The sequence below is a fragment of the Allobrachymonas denitrificans DSM 15123 genome (assembly GCF_900110225.1).
Classification (GTDB): Bacteria; Pseudomonadota; Gammaproteobacteria; order Burkholderiales; family Burkholderiaceae_C; genus Brachymonas; species Brachymonas denitrificans.
On the sequence record NZ_FOCW01000006.1, the window covers coordinates 44,977 to 64,635 of the forward strand.

Below are 19,659 nucleotides of genomic sequence, written 5' to 3' on the forward strand. Positions count from 1 at the left end.
CGCCATGCCCCAGTCGGCTACCGCCTCCCAAGACACGAACGCGTCCGCGCTGACCCTGTCCTGCGTCATTCCGGCCTATAACGAGGCGGACAATCTGGCCCGTTTGCTCCCGATGTTGCGCGAGGAGTTGGATCGCACAGGCATGCCCTGGGAAATCATTGTCATCAACGATGGCAGCCGCGACCACACGCGCGACACCCTGGCTCAGTTGAGCGGGCAGATCCGCGGCGTGCGGGCCGTGCACTTTTCGCGCAATTTCGGTAAGGAAGCTGCCATTACCGCCGGCATCGACATGGCCCATGGCGATGCGGTGATTCTCATGGACGCCGACCTTCAGCATTCGCCTGCGCTGATCCCCGTGATGCTGCAGCACTGGCATGACGGAGCGGAAGTGGTATATGCCATCCGCAGCCACCGCGACGACGAGAAACCCCTCAAGCAGATCGGCACCCGTCTGTTCTACCGCGCCGTCAACCGCGGAGCGCGTTTCGGCATTCCGCCCAATGCGGGGGATTTCCGCCTGATGGACCGCAAGGTGGTGCTGGCCCTGCGGCGCCTGCCCGAGCGCAACCGTTTCATGAAGGGGCTGTATGCCTGGGCGGGCTTCCGTACCGTGGCCATCCCCTATCAGCCGCTCACGCGCGAGAGCGGGCTGTCCAGCTTCAATGCCCTGAGGCTGCTGCACTTCGCCATCGACGGCATGACGGCCTTCACCACCTGGCCGTTGCGTGTGGTCACGCTGATCGGCATGCTGGCGGCCTTGGTCGCATTCCTGTATGGCTCGTGGGTGGTGCTGGCCTATTTCATCTGGGGCAACCGGGTATCGGGCTGGAGCACGCTGATTGTCTGCATCCTGCTGTTCTCCGGCCTGCAGATGATGTCGCTTGGCGTGGTGGGCGAGTACATCGCGCGCATCTTCGAAGAGGTCAAGCGGCGTCCGGTGTACATTGTGTCCGAGGAGCATGGCAGCGGTCTGCCTCGCAAGCGGCGTGCGACGCTGCAGCCCCTGTCTGGAGGGGCCAATACGGTGTGCCCGGAGTTGCCCGACCCCTTGCCGGATGACGTGACCCTGCAGTGAACCCGTCCTAGCGCCCGGCTGCGCGGAAGGCCCACAGCTTGCCGAGCACATAGGTGCCTGCTGCCACGGCCACCAGCACCCCGGCCAGCAACACATCGTAGCGCCACGGCAGCCAGTGCAGGGCCAGCGCATAGGCGCCCTGATTGACTGCGAAACCGGCGGCCGAGACCGCCAGAAAGCGGGGAAGCGCCTGTTGCCAGGGTGCGCCATGCTCGGCAAAGGTCCAGAGCGCATGACCGGCAAAGGAAACGCCGAAGGCGATCATCCAGCCCAGCACATTGGCAGGCAGTGGCTGCAGCCAGCCGGCTTCCACCAGCAGACGCACGACGCCCCAGTGCACGGCAGCGGCACAGCACCCGACGGCGATGAAGCGCAGGGGAGGCGGAAGCGATCGAAGCATGGTGGCAGGGGTGGAGTGCGTGGAAGGAAGCGGCCATTCTATGCCCGGGAGGTCGTGCCGGGCGCACACGGCGGTCGACGCGTACCGCACCGTGGCTTGTTGTGGCTCCCTGTCGCGGTAGCAGGGAGGCATGCCACAATCGCCCCATGTATTCCGATTCACCGCCGGCCGAAGGTCACGCTCCACCCCGCAGCGACATGGCGCACCCGTTGCCCTGTGTCTGCCTGTGTGTGGACGACTTCGGGCTGGATGGTGCGGTCAACGAGGCCGTGCTGCATCTGCTTGAGCTGGGCCGCATCGGCGCGACGGGTGCCTTGGTGGACGGACCGGCCTGGGCCTCCGGCGCAGCGCAGTTGCGCGCCCAGCCTGCCGGCCGCATCGATGTCGGCCTGCATCTGGACCTGACGGAGCTGTCCCTGGCCACCGAGGCGCGGCACAAGCTGCCCTTGCGGCAACTCATCGGTGCAAGCTATACGCGCCGCCTGGACGCCGGATGGCTGGCTGCGGAAGTGACACGTCAGCTGGACGCTTTCGAAGCCGCCTGGCAGCAAGCCCCGGCCTTTGTCGACGGCCACCAGCACGTGCACCAGCTGCCCATGGTGCGCGAGGCCCTGCTGGATGAACTGTTGCAGCGCTATCCGGATCCTGCGCAACGCCCCTGGCTGCGCGACACCCGCCCGGCGCTCGGCCTGAGCGCGGGCGCTGGCAATGCCTTCAAGGCTGCAGTGATCGCAGCGCTTGGCAGACCGGCCTTGCACCGCATGGCAAAGCAGTATGGCTTTGCCATGAACCGGGCCCTGTCAGGGGTGTATGACTTCAAGGGGGACGGCGTGCGTTACCAGCAGCTGCTCAGCGCGTGGCTGCTGCATGCACGCCATGGCGATGTGCTGATGTGCCATTCGGCTGCCGCCATGGTCCGGGGCGACGCCATTGCCGCCGCGCGCTGCAACGAGTATCAGGTGCTGGCTTCCGAATGGTTCGGCGGCCTGCTGGAGCAGTTGCCCCTGCGCATCGGCCCGCTTGCGCGCTGGCTGCACGAGGCGCAGCAGGAGCAGGCGTCGGAGCGCTGAGCCCTGGAGTTTCAGGCTGCATGGTGTCACTGCGTGCAAGGTGCGGATCTCATCACCACATCTGCACCAGCCGCTACAACACGCTCAGTCCCCCGTGCGCAGGGCGCGGATATGCTCCACATGCGCGATCAGCGAGCGGCGCGCCAGCGGCCACAGCGCCTCGGGCGTGTCCGAATAGGCCAGCGGCACCCAGTCTTCCGGCGTGCCGTCCGGCAGCTGGTCCATGGCGGCGGCCACGCGCGCCTCGCGCACCAGCCGGTGCGCACGCAGGCCTTCGATCACGGTGGTGGCATGCTGCATGGCATAGCCATGGGCCGGCAGGATGAACTCCAGTTCCATCGCCTCACAGGCGCGCTCCAGCTTGTCCAGCGAGGCCAGATAGTCGCCCATGTTGCCGTCAGGCGGATCGATGATGGTGGTGCTGCCGTTGAGGATGTGGTCGCCGCTGAACAGCAGTTCGTCTTCCAGCAGCGCCACGCACACGTGGTTGGCGGTGTGGCCAGGCGTGAGGATGGCCTGCAGCGTGTGCTGGGTGCCGTCCGGCTCCTCCAACAGCAGGGTCTGGCCATCGGCCAGCACCTGATCCGGCGCAAACTGGCTGTCCGCGCGTGAATGCGGGCCGTGCGGCACGCCGTACACCGGAGGCACCGGCTTGCCGGCGTCGGCACACAGCTGTTGCAGCAGCGGCGCGCCGGGGCTGTGGTCGGGGTGCGAGTGCGTGCAGGCGATGAAGCGGATGTCCCCGCCAGTGGCATCGAACAGCTTCTGCAGGTGCGGCTGCAGCGCCGGGCCCGGATCGATCACGCCGTAGCCGCTGGCTGCGGTGCCGACGATGTAGCTGTTGGTGCCGGGGCCGGTCATGCGGTTGGCATTGGGGGCCGTCAGGCGCATCACGTTGCGCAGCAGCGGCACCGGGCGCTCGTGCTGCCATTCCAGCGTATGCGCTACCTGGCCGTGCGGCGTGACCAGGCCGATCTCGCCGAAGGCCAGCTCGTCGTTGACGATGCGGGCTTCCTTGCCATTTTCCAGCGCGCCACGCGGACAGTAGGTCCACAGGGGTTCTTCGCTGCAGGCGTCGATCAGATCATCTACGGTTTCAAAATGCTCGATCCGGCGCAAGGTACGCTCGGTCGGGAACATGATGGCAAACTGCTTCTGTTCATGCAGCGACAGCGCCTCCGAGGGCCGGATCCAGCGCGCCTCGAACTGCTCGTGCTCGTCCGTCTGCACCGTCTGGCCGGCCGGCATGCGCGCCACCAGAAAAGGCGTATCGAAACGCTTGGGAATGTCCAGCGGACCGATCCAGCGGGCCAGGGTGTACACCTCGTCCACCATCAACTGCAGGCCGGCCTGGGCGCAGGCGGTGTAGAAGGCTTCCGCGGTGTTGCGGCGGCCGATGGCCTGGTCGAGCGCATCCACATCGGCCTGGGTGGCAGGCGAGCCGTCGGCACGACGGGCCAGCAACACACCCACTTCCTCGAAGCTCTCGCGCAGGGCTGCCAGCGCCCAGGTCAGCTGCTCGCCGCACTGGCCGCTGCGCTGGTGCACCAGGCCCGGCTGTTTCGGCGCTTCGGAATCGGCTGCGTCCACCGCGCCGCCCGGAAACACATAGAGGCTGGCGGCGAAGCTGGCCTTGGCCGAGCGTCGCGTCATCAGCACCTCCAGGCCTTGCGGGCCATCGCGCAGCAGCAGCACGGTGGCGGCCAGACGCGGGGTCAGGGTGGGGACGGCGGGGTGGAGTTGCTGACTGGGGCGGGGCATGACGATGGACTTCCTGTAAAGACAGCTGAAAACTATGCCACAAACCGCACGCGTCCATCGCATGGGCATGCCTTGATTGATAATGCCGTGATGCGAATTCCCTTTACCAAGATGCAGGGAGCAGGCAACGATTTCGTCGTGCTGGACGAAACGCGCGCCAGCTACCATCTGCGTCCCGAGCATTACCGCTTTCTGGGCGACCGCCGCTATGGCGTGGGTGCCGACCAGATCCTGACCGTGCGCCCGGCCACGCAGCCCGGCGTGGACTTCGCCTATGTGATCCATAACGCCGATGGCGGCGAGGTGGAGCAGTGCGGCAATGGTGCGCGCTGCTTCGTCCGTTTCGTGCAGGAGCAGGGCATGACCGAGAAGGCGCGCATCCGCGTGCAGGTGCAGCACGGCGTGATCGAGCTCGAAGCGCTGCCGGATGGCTCCGTCACGGTGGACATGGGCGCGCCGCGCTTCGACCACGCTGCCTTGCCGTTCGTGCCGGGCAGTCTGATGCACCGCACCGTGGGCCAGGCAGAACTCTGGCAACTGCCGCTGTCAGCGGGTGGCCGGACCGATACGGTGGAAGTGGCCCTGGTCTCCATGGGCAACCCGCATGCGGTGCTGCTGGTCGACGATGTGATGAACGCGCCCGTCGAGGCCGTCGGCCGTGCCGTGCAGGCGCTGCCGGCCTTTCCCAGCAGCGTCAATGTCGGCTTTCTGCAGGTGCTGGATCGCGGCCATGTCAGGCTGCGCGTGTACGAGCGCGGGGCGGGCGAAACCCTGGCTTGCGGCACCGGCGCCTGCGCCGCCGTGGTTGCCGGCATTCGGCAGGGGCTGCTCGATCCCTCGGTGCAGGTGGATGCACTGGGTGGTACCCTGCGCATTGACTGGCAGGGTGCAGAATCCCCCGTGCTGATGAGCGGCCCTGCCACCACCGTCTACCACGGTGAAATCGATCTGCCAGAACATCCCTGGCTCCCGGAAGTTTCCAAGGTTGCTGCATGAACGCCAACGAGTTTGCCCCCATTACCGAACGCGATATCGCCGAATTCCTGATCCAGAACCCCGGTTTCTTCGAGCGCAATGCCGAGTTGCTGTCTGCCGTGCAGCTGGGCAGTGCCCATGGCCAGCGCGTGGTCAGCCTGCACGAGCGCCAGGCCGAGATGCTGCGCGACAAGATCAAGGTGCTGGAGCACCGCCTGGTGGAAATGATCCGCCATGGCAGCAACAACAGCGTGACAACCAACCGCTTGCTCAAGTGGGCCACCGGCCTGTACCTGGAGCACGACCTGAACGCGCTGCCAGGCAAGATCTGCGATGACATGCGCGACGTGTTCATGGTGCCGCAGGCGGCGCTGCGCGTCTGGGGCGTGACGCCCGAATTTGCCGGGCAGCCCTTTGCCACCGGCGTGAGCGCCGACGCGCGCAACTTTGCCTCCTCGCTCAGCGCACCGTACTGCGGCATGCACGTGGGCGTGGAGGCAGTGAAGTGGCTGGACGAGCCCACGCAGGCGGCCTCGCTGGCGTTGCTGCCGCTGCGCCCGGCAGGCCAGCCGCGTGCGCCGGCCTTCGGCATGCTGGTGCTGGCCTCGCCCGACACGCAGCGCTACCAGGAAGACATGGCGACCGATTTCCTTGAGCGTATTGCCGAGATCGCCAGCGCGGCACTGTCGCGCCTGACCACACCGGGTGCCTCGTGTGCGCAAGCGGCCTCGCTGGGCGCCGAAACAGCGGCACCTGCGTCGGCAGCGCATGAGGCAAGCCCTTCGGCTGCGCCTCAGGTGGCTGAACCCGGTGCAGCCTACGGCTCTGCGCCTGCTGCCGGGGCGGCAGCTCCGCAGCCGGACGGCGCTGCTGCAGCCAGTGATTCCTCGGTGTCGCCCGTGCAGCTGGCTGCGCAGCAGGAGTCCCCAGCTCAGGAGCAGGGGGTTTCCGGCACGCCTTCCGGCCCAGGCTGGGTGACAGGCGCAGTGTCTGCCTCCGCAGGCCCGGTTGCCTCGGAAGGCAGCTCTATCCGTCTGGTGGTCGACAACTCCGGCCCGAGCTTCTGAGGCTTGCATGACCCCGGCGCAAGATCCCGCGCAGCCCGATGCCGCAAAGCCGGCCACGGATGCGCTGGTGCTGCGCTATCTGGATTTCGTCCGCTTCGAAAAACGTCTGGCGGCACGTACCTTGGCGCTTTACGCCGAGGATCTGCACAAGCTGCAGGCCTTCGCAACAGAAGCCGGTCAGCCCTTGACGCAGGTGCAGTCGGCCCACGTTCGCCGCTGGATCGCCGGCATGCACAGCCAGGGCCGCAGCCCGCGTGGCATTGCGCTGATCCTGTCCGGCTGGCGCGGCTTCTACCACTGGCTGGCGCAGGAGCGCCTGATCGCGCACAACCCGGTGGAAGGCGTGCGTGCGCCCAAGGCCGCCAAGCCGCTGCCCAAGGCGCTGCCGGTGGATGCGGCGATGCAGCTGGCGGATTTTCACAAGCCGGCGGGAGCGGCTGGCGACGAGGCCGGCTGGCAGGAACTGCGTGACGCGCTGCTGGTGGAACTGCTGTATGGCGCCGGCCTGCGCGTGGGCGAGCTGGTCGGCCTGGATGCGGTCGCCAGCCCCGAAGCGCTGGGCTGGCTGGATCTGGGCGACGCCCAGGCCCATGTGCTGGGCAAGGGCAGCAAGCGCCGCAGCGTGCCGCTCGGCAGCCAGGCCATTGCCGCGGCACGCGCCTGGCTGGCAGCACGGGCCACGCTGCCCGTGGCGGCCCGCACCCCCGCCTTGCTGATCGGCCGCAACGGCACACGCCTCACCGCGCAATCCATCTGGCAGAAGCTGCGCCTGCGCAGCCAGCAGGCAGGCCTGGCCACGCCCGTGCATCCGCACATGCTGCGCCACTCCTACGCCAGCCATATGCTGCAGTCCAGCGGCGACCTGCGCGCCGTGCAGGAACTGCTGGGCCACGCCAACATCAGCACCACGCAGATCTACACCCGGCTGGATTTCCAGCATCTGGCCAAGGTCTACGATGCGGCGCATCCGCGCGCCCATCGCCGCGATGGTGACAAGCCGGAGGACTGACTGACTGGCTCCATGCACGGCTGAGGGGTCGCCAGGGTGTTCGCGGCTGCCATCAGGCTTCCCCCTGCCATGCGGGAGGCGGTCGGCAGGCACCCGCATGGCATGCAACTGGCAAGGACATGTTGCAGAAGCTGGACAAGCCCCCATCTTGCTGCACAATGGCTTGTTTCCGCGCGGCGCCGTCCCGGCAGCCTGCGCCGGCAACCCTGCTGTACTGTTGCCACCTGCTTCCCGTTTCCCGAACAGACAAGGTTTCCCATGGCCCTCATTCCCGCCACCATCCTCACCGGCTTCCTCGGCTCCGGCAAGACCACGCTGCTCAAGCGTGTGCTGACCGAGACGCATGGCCAGAAAATCGCCGTGATCGAGAACGAGTTCGGCGAAGAGAACATCGACAACGAGATCCTGGTGGCTGACACGCAGGAACAGATCATCCAGATGAGCAACGGCTGCGTCTGCTGCACCATCCGCGATGACCTGCGTGCCACGCTGCAGGATCTGGCCGAAAAGCGCCGCAAGGGCGAGGTCGATTTCGAGCGCGTCATCATCGAGACCACCGGCATGGCCGATCCCGGTCCGGTAGCGCAGACCTTCTTCATGGACGACGAGGTGGCCGAGAGCTACCTGCTCGATTCCATCATCACCCTGGTCGATGCGAAGCACGCCCAGCACCAGCTCGACGAGCGCCTGGAAGCCCAGCGTCAGGTCGGTTTCGCCGACCAGATCTTCATCAGCAAGTCCGATCTGGTCGGCAAGCAGGAACTGCTCGATCTGCAGAACCGCCTGCGCGCCATGAACCCGCGCGCGCCGCAGAAGGTGGTGCATTTCGGCGAAGTGCCTCTCAAGGAAGTGCTGGACCTGCGCGGCTTCAACCTCAATGCCGCGCTCGAGATCTTCCCCGAGTTCATGGCCACGGAAGAGCACCATCACCACGGGCATGCGCACGACTGCGACCACGCGCACGCCGAAGGCGAAGCCTGCAACCACCACGGTCACAAGCACGCGGAGGATTGCGACCACCACCATGGCAAGGACGAGCCCTGCAACCACCACGGCCACCATCATCATGCCCACCATCACCACCACGATGACGACGTGAAGAGCTTCGTCTACCGTGCGCGCAGGCCCTTCGATCCGGCCAAGCTGGAGGACTTACTCGGCGCCATCGTGCAGATCTACGGCCCCAAGATGTACCGCTACAAGGGCGTGCTCGACATGAAGGGCACCAACCGCAAGGTGATTTTCCAGGGTGTGCACCAGCTCATGGGCAGCGATCTGGGCCCGGAATGGGGCAAGGATGAAGAGCGCGAGAGCAAGATGGTGTTCATCGGCGTCGAGTTGCCGCGCGAGATTCTGGAGCAGGGCCTCAAGCAGTGCCAGGTGTGACATACCGCACCGCATCCGTGCGGATTGCGCTCTGCCATCGACTTGTCACGTAAAACCCATACAATCCCTGCTTTTTTACCGCCCATAATTAGCGAAAATCGCTTATTTGCCCTGAGACAGGCTGGCGCTCGTTCCGCAAGCCGGGCAAAAGAAGAACACGGGGAGACACGGCTGCCAATAATGCGATCCCGGCTGCCGGCAGAAGCTGCCACCGGCAAGGCAGCATTGCCCAGCCAGACCGTGGCGCCGAGTCTTCTCCCGAAGATGCTGTCCTTACCGATGGCGACCCTGTGCAGCAGCACGCTGCCGCACCTTTTGTTCCCGATCGACTGACATGACTGACACGTCCCTGAAAAAAGACGCCAAACTCGCCAACAGCTGGAAGAAAAAGGCTCCCGAGGATCTCACCGACGCCGAAGTGCTGGCCATGCCCGAGTCCGAATACATGAACACTGCCCAGATGGCCTTCTTCCGTCACAAGCTGACGTTGCTGAAGGATGACATCCTGAGCAACGCCGGCCAGACGGCCGAGCACCTGCGCGAAGATGCAGTGGTTACCCCCGATCCGGCCGACCGCGCCACCATCGAGGAAGAGCACGCGCTCGAACTGCGCACGCGCGACCGCGAGCGCAAGCTGCTCAAGAAGATCGAGCAGTCCATCGCGCTGATCGATGCGGGCGATTACGGCTACTGCGATGAAACCGGCGAGCCCATCGGCATCGGCCGCCTGCTGGCACGCCCCACGGCCACGCTGTCGCTCGAGGCGCAGCAGCGCCGCGAGATGAAGCAGAAGCTGTTCGGGGACTGATTCCGGCCCGACGGCACCCGGCAGCCAGCGCGCATCGCGGGCTGCCATCTTCTCCGATGGAGGAGTCGTACTGTCACATCGCTGATGGAGAATGGGAAATCCCGCTGCCCTCGCTTGCAAAGCGGGGCGGGCATCCCCATCTGAATCGCCATGGAACAGTATCACGGAACCACCATTCTCAGCGTGCGTCGCCAGACGCCCCAAGGCCTGCAGGTCGCCATCGGCGGCGACGGTCAGGTCACTCTCGGCCATATCGTCGTCAAGGGCTCGGCGCGCAAGGTGCGCAAGCTCTACAACGGCCAGGTGCTGGCCGGTTTTGCCGGCGCCACTGCCGACGCCTTCACCCTGTTCGAGCGGTTCGAGGCCAAGCTCGAGAAATACCAGGGCAATCTCACGCGCGCTGCCGTCGAATTGACCAAGGACTGGCGCACCGACCGTGTGCTGCGTCGCCTCGAGGCCATGCTGGCCGTGGCCAACCGTGAAGCCTCCCTCATCATCACCGGCAACGGCGACGTGCTCGAGCCCGAGCTGGGCATCGTGGCCATCGGCTCCGGCGGCGCCTACGCACAGTCCGCCGCACGTGCGCTGGTGGAGCACACCGACCTGTCTGCCGAGCAGGTGGTGCGCGAGTCGCTCAGGATCGCGGGCGACATCTGCATCTACACCAACCTGAACCACACGATCGAGACGCTGGATTTCCCCGCCTGATCGTTTCTGCGTGCGCCCGGGGCAGGGTATGGACCGCCCCATGGCCCGCACCGCGCCAGCCCGTGCCACGCAGCTTCTCCTCGCACGGACAGCGCCACCCCCGCAACCCCTTTCGCCAGAGCATCGCCATGTCTTCCATGACCCCCCAGGAAATCGTCTCCGAACTCGACCGCCACATCGTCGGCCAGAACCAGGCCAAGCGCGCCGTGGCCATCGCCATGCGCAACCGCTGGCGCCGCCAGCAGGTCGACGAGAAGCTGCGTCCCGAAATCACGCCCAAGAACATTCTGATGATCGGCCCTACCGGCGTCGGCAAGACCGAGATCGCGCGCCGCCTGGCGCGCCTGGCCGATGCGCCCTTTATCAAGGTGGAGGCCACCAAGTTCACCGAAGTGGGCTATGTAGGCAAGGACGTGGACTCCATCGTGCGTGATCTGGTCGAGGTGTCCGTCAAGCAGACGCGCGAGCAGGCCATGCGCCGCATGCGCGCCAAGGCCGAGGATGCGGCGGAGGAGCGCATCCTCGACGTGCTGCTGCCGCCGGCCCGTCCGGTGGGCGAGTTCCCCGTGGCGGCCAGTTCCACCGACAACGCCACGCGCCAGGCCTTCCGCAAGAAGCTGCGCGAGGGCCAGTTGGACGACAAGGAGATCGAGATCGACCTGCTCGATGCGGCGCCGGCCATGCAGATCATGGGCCCGGCCGGCATGGAGGAGATGGCCGAGCAACTCAAGGGCATGTTCAGCGCCATGGGCCAGGACAAGCGCAAGACGCGTCGCGTGAAAGTGGCGGAAGCCATGCGCCAGCTGATCGACGAGGAAGCCGGCAAGCTGGTGAACGAGGACGAGATCCGCACCCAGGCCATGGAAAATGCCGAGCAGAACGGCATCGTCTTCATCGACGAGATCGACAAGGTGGCCGGCAGCGCCGAACGCAGTGGCGCCGACGTGTCGCGCCAGGGCGTTCAGCGCGACCTGCTGCCGCTGGTGGAGGGCACCACGGTCAGCACCAAGTACGGCATGATCAAGACCGATCACATCCTGTTCGTGGCCTCCGGTGCCTTCCATCTGAGCAAGCCGAGCGACCTGATCCCCGAGCTGCAGGGGCGCTTTCCGATCCGCGTCGAACTGCAGAGCCTGTCGGTGCAGGATTTCGAGGCCATCCTGACGCAGACGCAGGCTTCGCTGATCAAGCAATACCAGGCCCTGCTGGCCACCGAAGGCGTTACACTGGAGTTCGCCCCCGATGGCATCACGCGTCTGGCGCAGATCGCCGCCGACGTCAACGAGCGCACCGAAAACATCGGCGCGCGCCGCCTCTCCACGGTCATGGAGCGCCTGCTGGACGAGGTCAGTTTCGACGCCGTCAAGCTGTCCGGACAGACCCTGCTGATCGATGCCGCCTACGTGGATGGCAAGCTGGGCGAACTGTCCCGCGACGAGGATCTGAGCAGATACATTCTGTAATCAGTTTTTCTGTCTCAAGCAATACTTGTAGAGCTTGCCCCAAGTCGTTAATTTTGCAGCCATTTTTCATTTGAATGGCTGCAAAATTCGTTCTAAGTGGTTGATTTCATTAAAAAAATCACGGCCCTCGCGGTTGTTGGTGTTTCCATTTCCTGCTACAGTGTCGAAAAGTGGATTTAAGTGGTGAATATTGCCGCTTGCCACCCATTTTCGGGGCTGTTTCAGGAAATCAGGCGTGTTTGAAGGTGCTTCTTCCCTCTCGGTGGATGCCAAAGGACGGATTGCGATACCGACCAAGTATCGTGCCGCCCTGGTTGAGGCCGCCCAGGGCAAGCTGCACATCACCCGCCACTTCCAGGAAGACTGCCTGCTGCTGTTCCCCGAGAACGAGTGGGTGCAGTTCCGTGAACGTGTGGCGGCCTGGCCGATGTCGGCTGCCTGGCAGAAGCGCATCGTGCTGAGCAATGCGCTGGGTCTCGACATGGACGAGAGCACCGGTCGCGTGCTGCTCTCGCCCGAACTGCGCGAGGCCGCCATGATGGGCAAGGAAGCCCTGCTGCTCGGCAACGGCAGCCACTTCGAGCTGTGGGACAAGGGCGTTTACACCGCCAAGGAAGCCCTGGCACGTCAGCAGCCTCTCCCTGCAGCCCTGCAGGATCTCGTTTTCTGAAGGGGCTGGCATGGAAGCCAACTGGAAACACACCACAGTCATGCTGGGTGAGGCGGTCGAGGCATTGGTGCACGACCCTGCCGGCTGCTACGTTGACGGCACCTTCGGCCGCGGTGGTCACACACGCGCCATCCTGCAGCAGCTCAACGAGCAGGGCCGTGTCATCGCCTTCGACAAGGACCCGGAGGCCGTGGCGCATGCCAATGCCATCGACGACAGCCGCTTCTCCATCCGCCACGACAGCTTCACCGGCATGGAAGAGCTGCCGGCGCACAGTGTGGATGGCGTGCTGCTTGACCTGGGCGTGAGCTCCCCACAGATTGACAACCCGGCGCGCGGCTTCTCGTTCCGCTTCGAAGGCCCGCTGGACATGCGCATGGATCCGACGCGGGGCGAGAGCGTGGCCGAATGGCTTGCCCACGCAGAGACGGACCAGATTGCGGAGGTGATACGTGATTACGGCGAAGAACGGTTTGCTCAACAGATTGCAAAGGCGATTGTTGCTCGCCGACAGGAGCGGCGCCCTGTTGCAAGCACCGCAGAACTGGCCCAGCTCGTGGCTGGTACGGTCAAAACCCGCGAGCCGGGTCAGGACCCTGCAACGCGGACATTTCAGGCTCTTAGGATTTTCATCAACGCAGAGCTTGAAGAGCTGCAGCAGACGCTGAAGGCTTCGCTGCGCCTGCTCAAGCCGGGCGGGCGCCTGGTGGTGATCAGCTTCCACTCGCTGGAAGACCGCATCGTCAAGCAGTTCATGGTGCAGCACTCGCGCGAGGTGTTCGACCGCCGCATGCCGGCGGCTTTCGCACGCGCGCCTGCCCCCATGCGCCTGACGGACGTGACGCGCCTGCGCCCGACCAGCGAGGAAGTGCGCGACAACCCGCGTTCGCGCAGTGCCGTGCTGCGCTACGCCACCCGTACCGAGGTGCCCGCATGATGCGCCTCAACATGATCCTGCTGGCCGCCGTGCTGGGCAGTGCCTTCTATCTGGTGCAGCTGCAGTACGAGTCGCGCACCGTGTACACCGCCATGGACAAGACCCAGGCCGCCGCACGCAAGCTGACGACCGAGCGTGAAACGCTGGAAGTGCAGAAGCGCGCCCAGACCGCCGCCCTGCGCGTGCAGAGCATTGCCCGCGAACAGCTGGCCATGCGCGAAGCCACGCCCTCCATCACCCAGTACGTCACCATCCGCAACGGGCAGGTCACCGTGAGCACGCCGGTGGCAGAAGCAGGGCAGATCGCTGCTTCCGGGAGGAAGCCATGATCCGTTTCGGCCGCCAGGATCGCCAGGACCGCGAGGACCGCGCGCTGCAGAAAAGCCTGAAGGGCGTCACCAGCGTCAAGGGCGTGAAGAATGTGTCGCTCGGCGCCAACCCGCTGCTCACCAGCCGCACGCCGGTGTGGCGCAGCCGCCTGCTGGTGGGCGGCCTGGCGCTCGGCTTCGCCATCATGGCGGGCCGTGCGGCCTATGTGCAGATCTTCGGCAATGACTTCTTCCTGCGTCAGGGTGAAGTGCGCTTTGCGCGCACGCTCGAGATGCCGGCCAACCGCGGCCGCATCCTGGACCGCAACGGCCTGATCCTCGCTTCCAGCGTGCCGGCCGAAAGCATCTGGGCCTTCCCCGAAGAGGTGGATCAGGAAGAAGATGCCGCCAAGCTGCAGAAGATGGCCAAGCTGCTGGGCATGCCGCTCAAGGACATCCAGAAACGTCTGGACATCGACAACAAGAACTTCGTCTACATCAAGCGTCAGGTGGACGAGTCCATCGCCAAACAGATTGCCGAGCTGCACATCAAGGGCATCTACCAGCGCAAGGAATACCGCCGCCAGTATCCCGAAGGCGAGGCCGTGGCGCACATCGTCGGCTTCACCGATGTCGAGGACAAGGGCCAGGAAGGCATGGAGCGTACCTTCAACGCCCAGCTCGCCGGCAAGCCCGGCTCGCGCCGCGTGATCAAGGACCGCCTCGGCCGCGTCATCGAGGGCGTGGGCGAGCAGGTGCCGCCGATGGATGGCCAGGACATCCACCTGACCATCGACAGCAAGGTGCAGTACTTCGCGTGGCAGAAGCTGCGTGATGCCGTGCAGGCCTACAAGGCCAAGGGCGGCAGCGTGGTGGTGCTCGACGTGCAGACTGGCGAGGTGCTGGCACTGGCCAACTACCCCAGCTACGACCCCAACAACCGCAAGAACCTTTCGGGCGAGCAGTTGCGCAACCGCGCCCTCACCGATATCTACGAGCCCGGCTCCACCATGAAGCCGGTCACGGTGGCTCTGGCACTGCAGCAGGGCAAGGTCAACCCGGGCACGCTGATTGCCACCGGCAACGGCCGGATGCAGATTGGCACGGCCAATATCGGCGACACCCACGCCTACGGCACGCTCACGGTCGATGGCGTGGTGCAGAAGTCCAGCAACGTGGGCACCGTCAAGATCTCCCAGCGCCTCACCGGCGAGGACATGTGGGAGAACTTCAGCAACATCGGCCTGGGCCAGAAGCCCGACCTGCCGTTCCCCGGCATGGCGGCTGGCCGCCTGCGTCCGTACAAGAGCTGGCGTGAAGTGGAAAAGGCCACCATGAGCTACGGCTACGGCCTGTCTGCCAGCCTGTTCCAGCTGGCGCGTGCCTACTCCGTGTTCGCGCGCGACGGCGTGATGATGCCGGTCACCCTGGTGCGTGACGGCGTGGTGGACAGCACCGGCAAGTTCAAGCCGCTGGAAAAATCCGAAGGCAAGCGCGTCTACAGCCCGAAAGTGGCCAAGCAGGTGCTGCACATGCTGCACCTCGTCACCTTGCCTGGCGGCACGGCGCAGCAGGCGCAGACCGTGGGCTACTCGGTAGGTGGCAAGACCGGGACCGCGCGCAAGCAGGAAGGCCGCGGCTATTCCGCGCAGAAATACCGTGCCTCGTTTGTCGGCGTGTCGCCGATCGAGTCGCCCCGCATCGTGGTGGGCGTGATGATCGACGAGCCGCGCGGCAGCATCTACGGCGGCGTGGTCGCTGCCCCGGTGTTCAGCGAGGTGGTGCAGCAGACGCTGCGCATTCTCGGCGTGCAGCCCGACATGTCGGTGCAGCCGGGTGTGATTACCGATGCTCCGCAGGAGTCGCTATGACAGACAAGAATCTCCTGCCCCTGATGACGATGCCGCAAGAAGCGGCGCAATGGCTGCGCCAGCACGCCTCCGTGCTGCGCACCGACAGCCGCAAGATCCAGCCCGGCGATGCCTTCGTGGCCTGGCCGGGCGCTGCGCATGATGCGCGCGCCCATGTGCTGGCTGCGCTGGAACGTGGCGCTGCCGCCTGCCTGGTGGAAGCCGACGGCGCAGGCGCCTTCGATTTTGCCCAGCCGCAGGCGCAAGCCCAGGTGGCGGGCCGTGTGGCGGCCTATGCCGGCCTCAAGCGCGCCACCGCGTTGGTGGGTGCCGAGTTCTACGGCCATCCCTCGCAGCAGCTGTCCGTGATCGCCGCTACCGGCACCAACGGCAAGACCAGCACGGCATGGTGGCTGGCGCAGGCACTGTCGCAGGTGGCGGCTGCCGATGGCCGCGCCCATGGTTGCGGCCTGGTCGGCACGCTGGGCGTGGGCCGCTTCGTCAATGGGCAGGCGGCGCTGGACTACACCGGCCTCACCACGCCGGATCCGGTGCTGCTGCAAGGCCAGCTGCGCCAATTCGTGGAGCGGGGCGTGCGCGCCTGCGTGATGGAGGCGTCTTCCATCGGCATTGCCGAGCATCGCCTGGATGGCACCCGCATCCGCGTGGCGCTGTTCACCAACTTCACGCAGGACCACCTCGACTACCACGGCAGCATGGAAGCCTACTGGCAGGCCAAGCGCGAGCTGTTCGACTGGGAAGGGCTGGAGGCTGCCGTCATCAATATTGATGATCCGCAGGGTGCGCGTCTGGCGCAGGAACTGCAGGGCGGCCCGCTGGATGTGTGGACGGTGTCCTGCGAAGGCAAGCCGGCCCGCCTGCAGGCGCTGGATGTGCATTACGACGCGCAAGGCCTGGTTTTCACGCTGGTGGAAGAGGGCGAGCGCACCGAGCTGCGCACGGCCCTGATCGGCCAGTACAACGTGGCCAACATGCTGGGCGTGCTGGCCACGCTGCGCGCACTGCAGGTGCCGCTGGCGCAGGCGGTGCAGGCCTGCAGCGGCCTGCTGCCGGTGCCCGGACGCATGGAATGCCTCACGGCTGCCGGCCAGCCGCTGGTGGCAGTGGACTACGCCCACACCTCCGATGCCATCGAGAAGGCGCTGCAAGCGCTGCGTCCGCTCGCCGAACAGCGTGGCGGCCAGCTCTGGTGCGTGTTTGGCTGCGGTGGCGACCGCGATCCGGCCAAGCGCCCGCTGATGGCCCAGGCTGCGGAGAACGGTGCCGACCGCGTGGTGGTGACCAGCGACAACCCGCGCACCGAAGACCCCAAGGCCATCATCGCGCAGGTGCTGTGCGGTCTGGAACAGACCAACGGCGTGCTGGTGCAGGCCGATCGTGCGCTGGCGATTGCCGCCGCCGTGCAGCAGGCTGCGCCGCAGGACGTGGTGCTGGTGGCCGGCAAGGGGCACGAGGATTATCAGGAAATCAACGGGCAACGCACCCATTTCTCGGATCAGGAACACGTGCAGATGGCGCTGGACAAACGGGCGCAACAGGCCCGGGAAGGGGCGACAGCATGAGCGCCCCGATGATGACATTGAATCAGGCAGCCCGGTGGCTGCCGCAGGCCGTTCTGGTGGGCGATGGCACAACCTCCGTGCAGCGCGTGCATACCGATACGCGCACGTTGCAGGCCGGTGACCTGTTCGTGGCCCTCAAGGGCGAGCGCTTCGATGCCAACAGCTTCCTCGCGCAGGCGCGTGAAGCCGGCGCCGTGGCGGCCGTGTGCCAGCCTGGCCAGCTGGCTGCAATGGGCTGGAACGGTCTGGAAGTGGCCGACAGCAAGCAGGCGCTGGGCCAGCTCGCCGCCGGCTGGCGCGTGCAGTTCAAGCTGCCGCTGATTGCCGTCACCGGCAGCAATGGCAAGACGACCGTGACGCAGATGATTGCGTCCATCCTGCGTGCCGCAGCAGGCGATGCCGCCTTCTCCACGCAGGGCAACCTGAACAATGACATTGGCGTGCCGCTGACGCTGCTGCGTCTGCGCGATGCGCACCGTCTGGCCGTAGTCGAGCTGGGCATGAACCACCCGGGCGAGATTGCCGGACTGGCGCAGATGGCTGCGCCCACGGTGGCGCTGGTCAACAACGCCCAGCGCGAGCACCAGGAGTTCATGGGCACGGTCGAGGCCGTGGCGCACGAGAACGGCAGCGTGATCACGGCATTGCCCGCCGATGGCGTGGCCGTGTATCCCGCTGACGAAACCTATACCTCCGTGTGGCAGACGCTGGCCGGCAATCGCCGCAGCCTGCGTTTTGCGCTGGATGCCGCCACCGGCGCCGAAGTGCATGCCACGCAGATCGCCTGGATTGGCGCACACTGGGACGTGCATGCCGCAACGCCGCAAGGCCCATTGGCCTTCACGCTGCAGGTGGCCGGCCGCCACAACGTCAAGAACGCGCTGGCAGCTGCCGCCTGCGCCATCGCTGCCGGTGTGCCGCTGGCCGCCATCGCCGAAGGCCTGTCGGCCTTCGTGCCGGTCAAGGGCCGCTCGCGCGCCATCGAGGCGCACTGGCAGGGCCGCGCGCTCACGCTGGTCGACGACAGCTACAACGCCAACCCCGATTCCGTGCGCGCCGCCATCGACGTGCTGCGCGAACTGCCGGGCCCGCGCCTGCTGGTGCTGGGCGACATGGGGGAAGTGGGCGACCAGGGCGAGGCCTTCCATGTGGAGATCGGCCAGTACGCCCGCGAACAGGGGATCGAACAGGTGCTGACGCTGGGCAGCCTGGCACGCCATGTGACCGGCCAGCACCCAGGCGCACGGCACTGCGGCGATGCACCGGCCGACATGCCGGCTTTGCTCGAGGCGGTGCAGCCGCTGCTGGCACAAACGGCCAGCGTACTCGTCAAGGGATCGCGCTTCATGCAGATGGAGCGCGTGGTGGAACTGCTGCAGCAGGCACAACAAGAGAAGGACAAAACATGCTGCCCGCACTGACCCAATGGCTGATGGAGCTGTACCCGCAGTACGGCTTCCTGCGCGTCTTCCAGTACCTCACCTTCCGTGCGGTGATGACGGCGATGACGGCGCTGATTCTGGGGCTGCTGGCCGGCCCCTGGGTGATCCGCAAGCTGCGCGAGCTGAAGATCGGCCAGCCGGTGCGTGGCTACGCCATGGAAACCCACCTGAGCAAGAGCGGCACCCCCACCATGGGCGGCATCCTGATCCTGCTCTCGATCGCGATTTCCACCTTCCTCTGGGCCGACCTCACCAACCGCTTCGTCTGGATCGTGCTGGTGGTGACGCTGGGCTTTGGCGCCATCGGCTGGGCCGATGACTGGCGCAAGGTGGTGCGCAAGGATCCCGAGGGCATGCCCTCGCGCGAGAAGTTCATGTGGCAGACGCTGATCGGCTTGGGAGCTGCGCTCTACCTGATGTTCAGCATCTCCGAAAGCGACAACTACCGCGTGATCATGCTGGTGTACGAGTGGATCCGCTCCGGTTTCGATATCAACCTGCCGCCCAAGGCCGGCCTGATGGTGCCCTTCTTCAAGCAGATCAGCTATCCGCTGGGCGTATTCGGCTTCGTGGCGCTGACCTTCGTGGTGATCGTGGGCAGCAGCAACGCCGTCAACCTGACGGACGGTCTGGATGGCCTGGCCATCATGCCGGTGGTGATGGTGGGTTCGGCGCTCGGCATCTTCGCCTATGTGACCGGCAGCAAGGTGTTCTCCGGCTACCTGTTCCTGCCGCACATTCCCGGCGCGGGCGAGTTGATGGTGTTCTGCGCCGCCATGCTGGGCGCGGGCCTGGCTTTTCTCTGGTTCAACACGCATCCGGCCCAGGTCTTCATGGGCGACGTGGGCGCGCTGGCGCTGGGCGGCGCCCTGGGCACCATCGCCGTGATCGTGCGCCAGGAAATCGTGCTGGCCATCATGGGCGGCATCTTCGTGGTCGAAGCGCTGTCGGTGATGCTGCAGGTGACCTACTTCAAGTACACCAAGAAGCGAACCGGCACCGGGCAACGCCTGTTCAAGATGGCGCCGCTGCACCACCACTTCGAAAAGAACGGCTGGCGCGAGACGCAGGTTGTGGTCCGTTTCTGGATCATCACCATGCTGCTGTGCCTGGCCGGCCTGTCCACCCTGAAGCTGAGGTAAGA

At 65.8% G+C, this 19,659-nt stretch carries 18 protein-coding genes; 16 read left to right on the forward strand and 2 right to left on the reverse strand.

The annotated features are described in order from the left end of the window. Positions 1-4: 4 nt before the first annotated feature. A complete protein-coding gene (locus tag BMW28_RS09980; protein ID WP_091817350.1) occupies positions 5-1,078 on the forward strand; it encodes a glycosyltransferase family 2 protein in 1,074 nt (357 codons plus the stop codon). Positions 1,079-1,085: 7 nt separating this feature from the next. Here the strand turns inward: BMW28_RS09980 and BMW28_RS09985 are convergent, their stop codons facing one another. Beyond that, positions 1,086-1,478, reverse strand: coding sequence for a GtrA family protein (locus BMW28_RS09985; RefSeq protein WP_091817353.1), 393 nt, complete (start codon positions 1,476-1,478; stop codon positions 1,086-1,088). Positions 1,479-1,624: 146 nt separating this feature from the next. Here BMW28_RS09985 and BMW28_RS09990 point away from each other — a divergent pair, with 146 nt between their 5' ends. Further along, on the forward strand, positions 1,625-2,548 hold the full coding sequence (locus tag BMW28_RS09990) for a ChbG/HpnK family deacetylase (RefSeq protein ID WP_091817356.1): 924 nt from the start codon (positions 1,625-1,627) through the stop codon (positions 2,546-2,548). 84 nt (positions 2,549-2,632) lie between these two features. Here the strand turns inward: BMW28_RS09990 and BMW28_RS09995 are convergent, their stop codons facing one another. Then, positions 2,633-4,309 (reverse strand): MBL fold metallo-hydrolase, encoded by a 1,677-nt coding sequence (locus BMW28_RS09995; protein WP_091817359.1) that lies wholly within the window; start codon positions 4,307-4,309, stop codon positions 2,633-2,635. A 90-nt stretch (positions 4,310-4,399) separates the two neighbouring features. Between BMW28_RS09995 and dapF the strand changes: the two genes are divergently transcribed. From dapF to mraY, 14 genes are all read left to right on the forward strand, one after another. Then, positions 4,400-5,305, forward strand: coding sequence for a diaminopimelate epimerase (gene dapF / locus BMW28_RS10000; protein ID WP_091817362.1), 906 nt, complete (start codon positions 4,400-4,402; stop codon positions 5,303-5,305). Next, the gene (locus BMW28_RS13240; protein ID WP_091817365.1) at positions 5,302-6,351 is read left to right on the forward strand and encodes a DUF484 family protein; all 1,050 of its coding nucleotides are present in this window, start codon (positions 5,302-5,304) and stop codon (positions 6,349-6,351) included. The genes dapF and BMW28_RS13240 overlap by 4 nt, the downstream gene beginning before the upstream one ends. A 7-nt stretch (positions 6,352-6,358) precedes the next feature. Beyond that, on the forward strand, positions 6,359-7,360 hold the full coding sequence (locus BMW28_RS10010; RefSeq protein WP_091817369.1) for a tyrosine-type recombinase/integrase: 1,002 nt from the start codon (positions 6,359-6,361) through the stop codon (positions 7,358-7,360). A 258-nt stretch (positions 7,361-7,618) separates the two neighbouring features. Beyond that, positions 7,619-8,746, forward strand: coding sequence for a CobW family GTP-binding protein (locus BMW28_RS10015; protein WP_091817372.1), 1,128 nt, complete (start codon positions 7,619-7,621; stop codon positions 8,744-8,746). Positions 8,747-9,080: 334 nt separating this feature from the next. Next, positions 9,081-9,554, forward strand: coding sequence for an RNA polymerase-binding protein DksA (gene dksA / locus BMW28_RS10020; protein WP_091817374.1), 474 nt, complete (start codon positions 9,081-9,083; stop codon positions 9,552-9,554). A gap of 150 nt (positions 9,555-9,704) precedes the next feature. Then, positions 9,705-10,262 carry an ATP-dependent protease subunit HslV gene (gene hslV, locus BMW28_RS10025; RefSeq protein ID WP_091817377.1) on the forward strand — a complete coding sequence of 186 codons (558 nt, stop codon included), beginning with the start codon at positions 9,705-9,707 and terminating at the stop codon, positions 10,260-10,262. A 128-nt stretch (positions 10,263-10,390) separates the two neighbouring features. Next, complete coding sequence (hslU, locus tag BMW28_RS10030) at positions 10,391-11,725, forward strand: ATP-dependent protease ATPase subunit HslU (RefSeq protein ID WP_091817380.1); 1,335 nt, start codon at positions 10,391-10,393, stop codon at positions 11,723-11,725. A 235-nt stretch (positions 11,726-11,960) separates the two neighbouring features. Continuing rightward, positions 11,961-12,395 (forward strand): division/cell wall cluster transcriptional repressor MraZ, encoded by a 435-nt coding sequence (locus tag BMW28_RS10035; protein WP_091817384.1) that lies wholly within the window; start codon positions 11,961-11,963, stop codon positions 12,393-12,395. Between the two features lie 10 nt (positions 12,396-12,405). Continuing rightward, positions 12,406-13,332, forward strand: coding sequence for a 16S rRNA (cytosine(1402)-N(4))-methyltransferase RsmH (gene rsmH, locus BMW28_RS10040; RefSeq protein ID WP_091817387.1), 927 nt, complete (start codon positions 12,406-12,408; stop codon positions 13,330-13,332). Then, positions 13,329-13,661 carry a cell division protein FtsL gene (ftsL, locus tag BMW28_RS10045; protein ID WP_091817391.1) on the forward strand — a complete coding sequence of 111 codons (333 nt, stop codon included), beginning with the start codon at positions 13,329-13,331 and terminating at the stop codon, positions 13,659-13,661. The genes rsmH and ftsL overlap by 4 nt, the downstream gene beginning before the upstream one ends. After that, positions 13,658-15,511, forward strand: coding sequence for a peptidoglycan D,D-transpeptidase FtsI family protein (locus BMW28_RS10050; RefSeq protein WP_091817394.1), 1,854 nt, complete (start codon positions 13,658-13,660; stop codon positions 15,509-15,511). The genes ftsL and BMW28_RS10050 overlap by 4 nt, the downstream gene beginning before the upstream one ends. Continuing rightward, on the forward strand, positions 15,508-17,073 hold the full coding sequence (locus tag BMW28_RS10055; RefSeq protein WP_091817398.1) for a UDP-N-acetylmuramoyl-L-alanyl-D-glutamate--2,6-diaminopimelate ligase: 1,566 nt from the start codon (positions 15,508-15,510) through the stop codon (positions 17,071-17,073). Before BMW28_RS10050 ends, BMW28_RS10055 begins: the two co-directional genes overlap by 4 nt. Before the next feature lie 8 nt (positions 17,074-17,081). Beyond that, a complete protein-coding gene (locus BMW28_RS10060) occupies positions 17,082-18,494 on the forward strand; it encodes a UDP-N-acetylmuramoyl-tripeptide--D-alanyl-D-alanine ligase (RefSeq protein WP_091817401.1) in 1,413 nt (470 codons plus the stop codon). Continuing rightward, entirely contained in the window at positions 18,479-19,657 is a 1,179-nt protein-coding gene (mraY, locus tag BMW28_RS10065; protein ID WP_091817404.1) for a phospho-N-acetylmuramoyl-pentapeptide-transferase, read from the forward strand. The genes BMW28_RS10060 and mraY overlap by 16 nt, the downstream gene beginning before the upstream one ends. Positions 19,658-19,659: the final 2 nt, after the last annotated feature.

What these genes read in the sequence shown, in the direction of transcription:
- BMW28_RS09980 (WP_091817350.1), top strand. Translation starts at nt 5, where the DNA reads ATGCCCCAGTCGGCTACCGCCTCCCAAGACACGAACGCGTCCGCGCTG.
- BMW28_RS09995 (WP_091817359.1), bottom strand. Translation starts at nt 4,309, where the DNA reads ATGCCCCGCCCCAGTCAGCAACTCCACCCCGCCGTCCCCACCCTGACC.
- ftsL (WP_091817391.1), top strand. Translation starts at nt 13,329, where the DNA reads ATGATGCGCCTCAACATGATCCTGCTGGCCGCCGTGCTGGGCAGTGCC.
- hslU (WP_091817380.1), top strand. Translation starts at nt 10,391, where the DNA reads ATGTCTTCCATGACCCCCCAGGAAATCGTCTCCGAACTCGACCGCCAC.
- rsmH (WP_091817387.1), top strand. Translation starts at nt 12,406, where the DNA reads ATGGAAGCCAACTGGAAACACACCACAGTCATGCTGGGTGAGGCGGTC.
- hslV (WP_091817377.1), top strand. Translation starts at nt 9,705, where the DNA reads ATGGAACAGTATCACGGAACCACCATTCTCAGCGTGCGTCGCCAGACG.
- BMW28_RS10060 (WP_091817401.1), top strand. Translation starts at nt 17,082, where the DNA reads ATGATGACATTGAATCAGGCAGCCCGGTGGCTGCCGCAGGCCGTTCTG.
- BMW28_RS10050 (WP_091817394.1), top strand. Translation starts at nt 13,658, where the DNA reads ATGATCCGTTTCGGCCGCCAGGATCGCCAGGACCGCGAGGACCGCGCG.
- BMW28_RS10055 (WP_091817398.1), top strand. Translation starts at nt 15,508, where the DNA reads ATGACAGACAAGAATCTCCTGCCCCTGATGACGATGCCGCAAGAAGCG.
- BMW28_RS09985 (WP_091817353.1), bottom strand. Translation starts at nt 1,478, where the DNA reads ATGCTTCGATCGCTTCCGCCTCCCCTGCGCTTCATCGCCGTCGGGTGC.
- dapF (WP_091817362.1), top strand. Translation starts at nt 4,400, where the DNA reads ATGCGAATTCCCTTTACCAAGATGCAGGGAGCAGGCAACGATTTCGTC.
- BMW28_RS09990 (WP_091817356.1), top strand. Translation starts at nt 1,625, where the DNA reads ATGTATTCCGATTCACCGCCGGCCGAAGGTCACGCTCCACCCCGCAGC.
- mraY (WP_091817404.1), top strand. Translation starts at nt 18,479, where the DNA reads ATGCTGCCCGCACTGACCCAATGGCTGATGGAGCTGTACCCGCAGTAC.
- dksA (WP_091817374.1), top strand. Translation starts at nt 9,081, where the DNA reads ATGACTGACACGTCCCTGAAAAAAGACGCCAAACTCGCCAACAGCTGG.
- BMW28_RS10010 (WP_091817369.1), top strand. Translation starts at nt 6,359, where the DNA reads ATGACCCCGGCGCAAGATCCCGCGCAGCCCGATGCCGCAAAGCCGGCC.
- BMW28_RS10015 (WP_091817372.1), top strand. Translation starts at nt 7,619, where the DNA reads ATGGCCCTCATTCCCGCCACCATCCTCACCGGCTTCCTCGGCTCCGGC.
- BMW28_RS13240 (WP_091817365.1), top strand. Translation starts at nt 5,302, where the DNA reads ATGAACGCCAACGAGTTTGCCCCCATTACCGAACGCGATATCGCCGAA.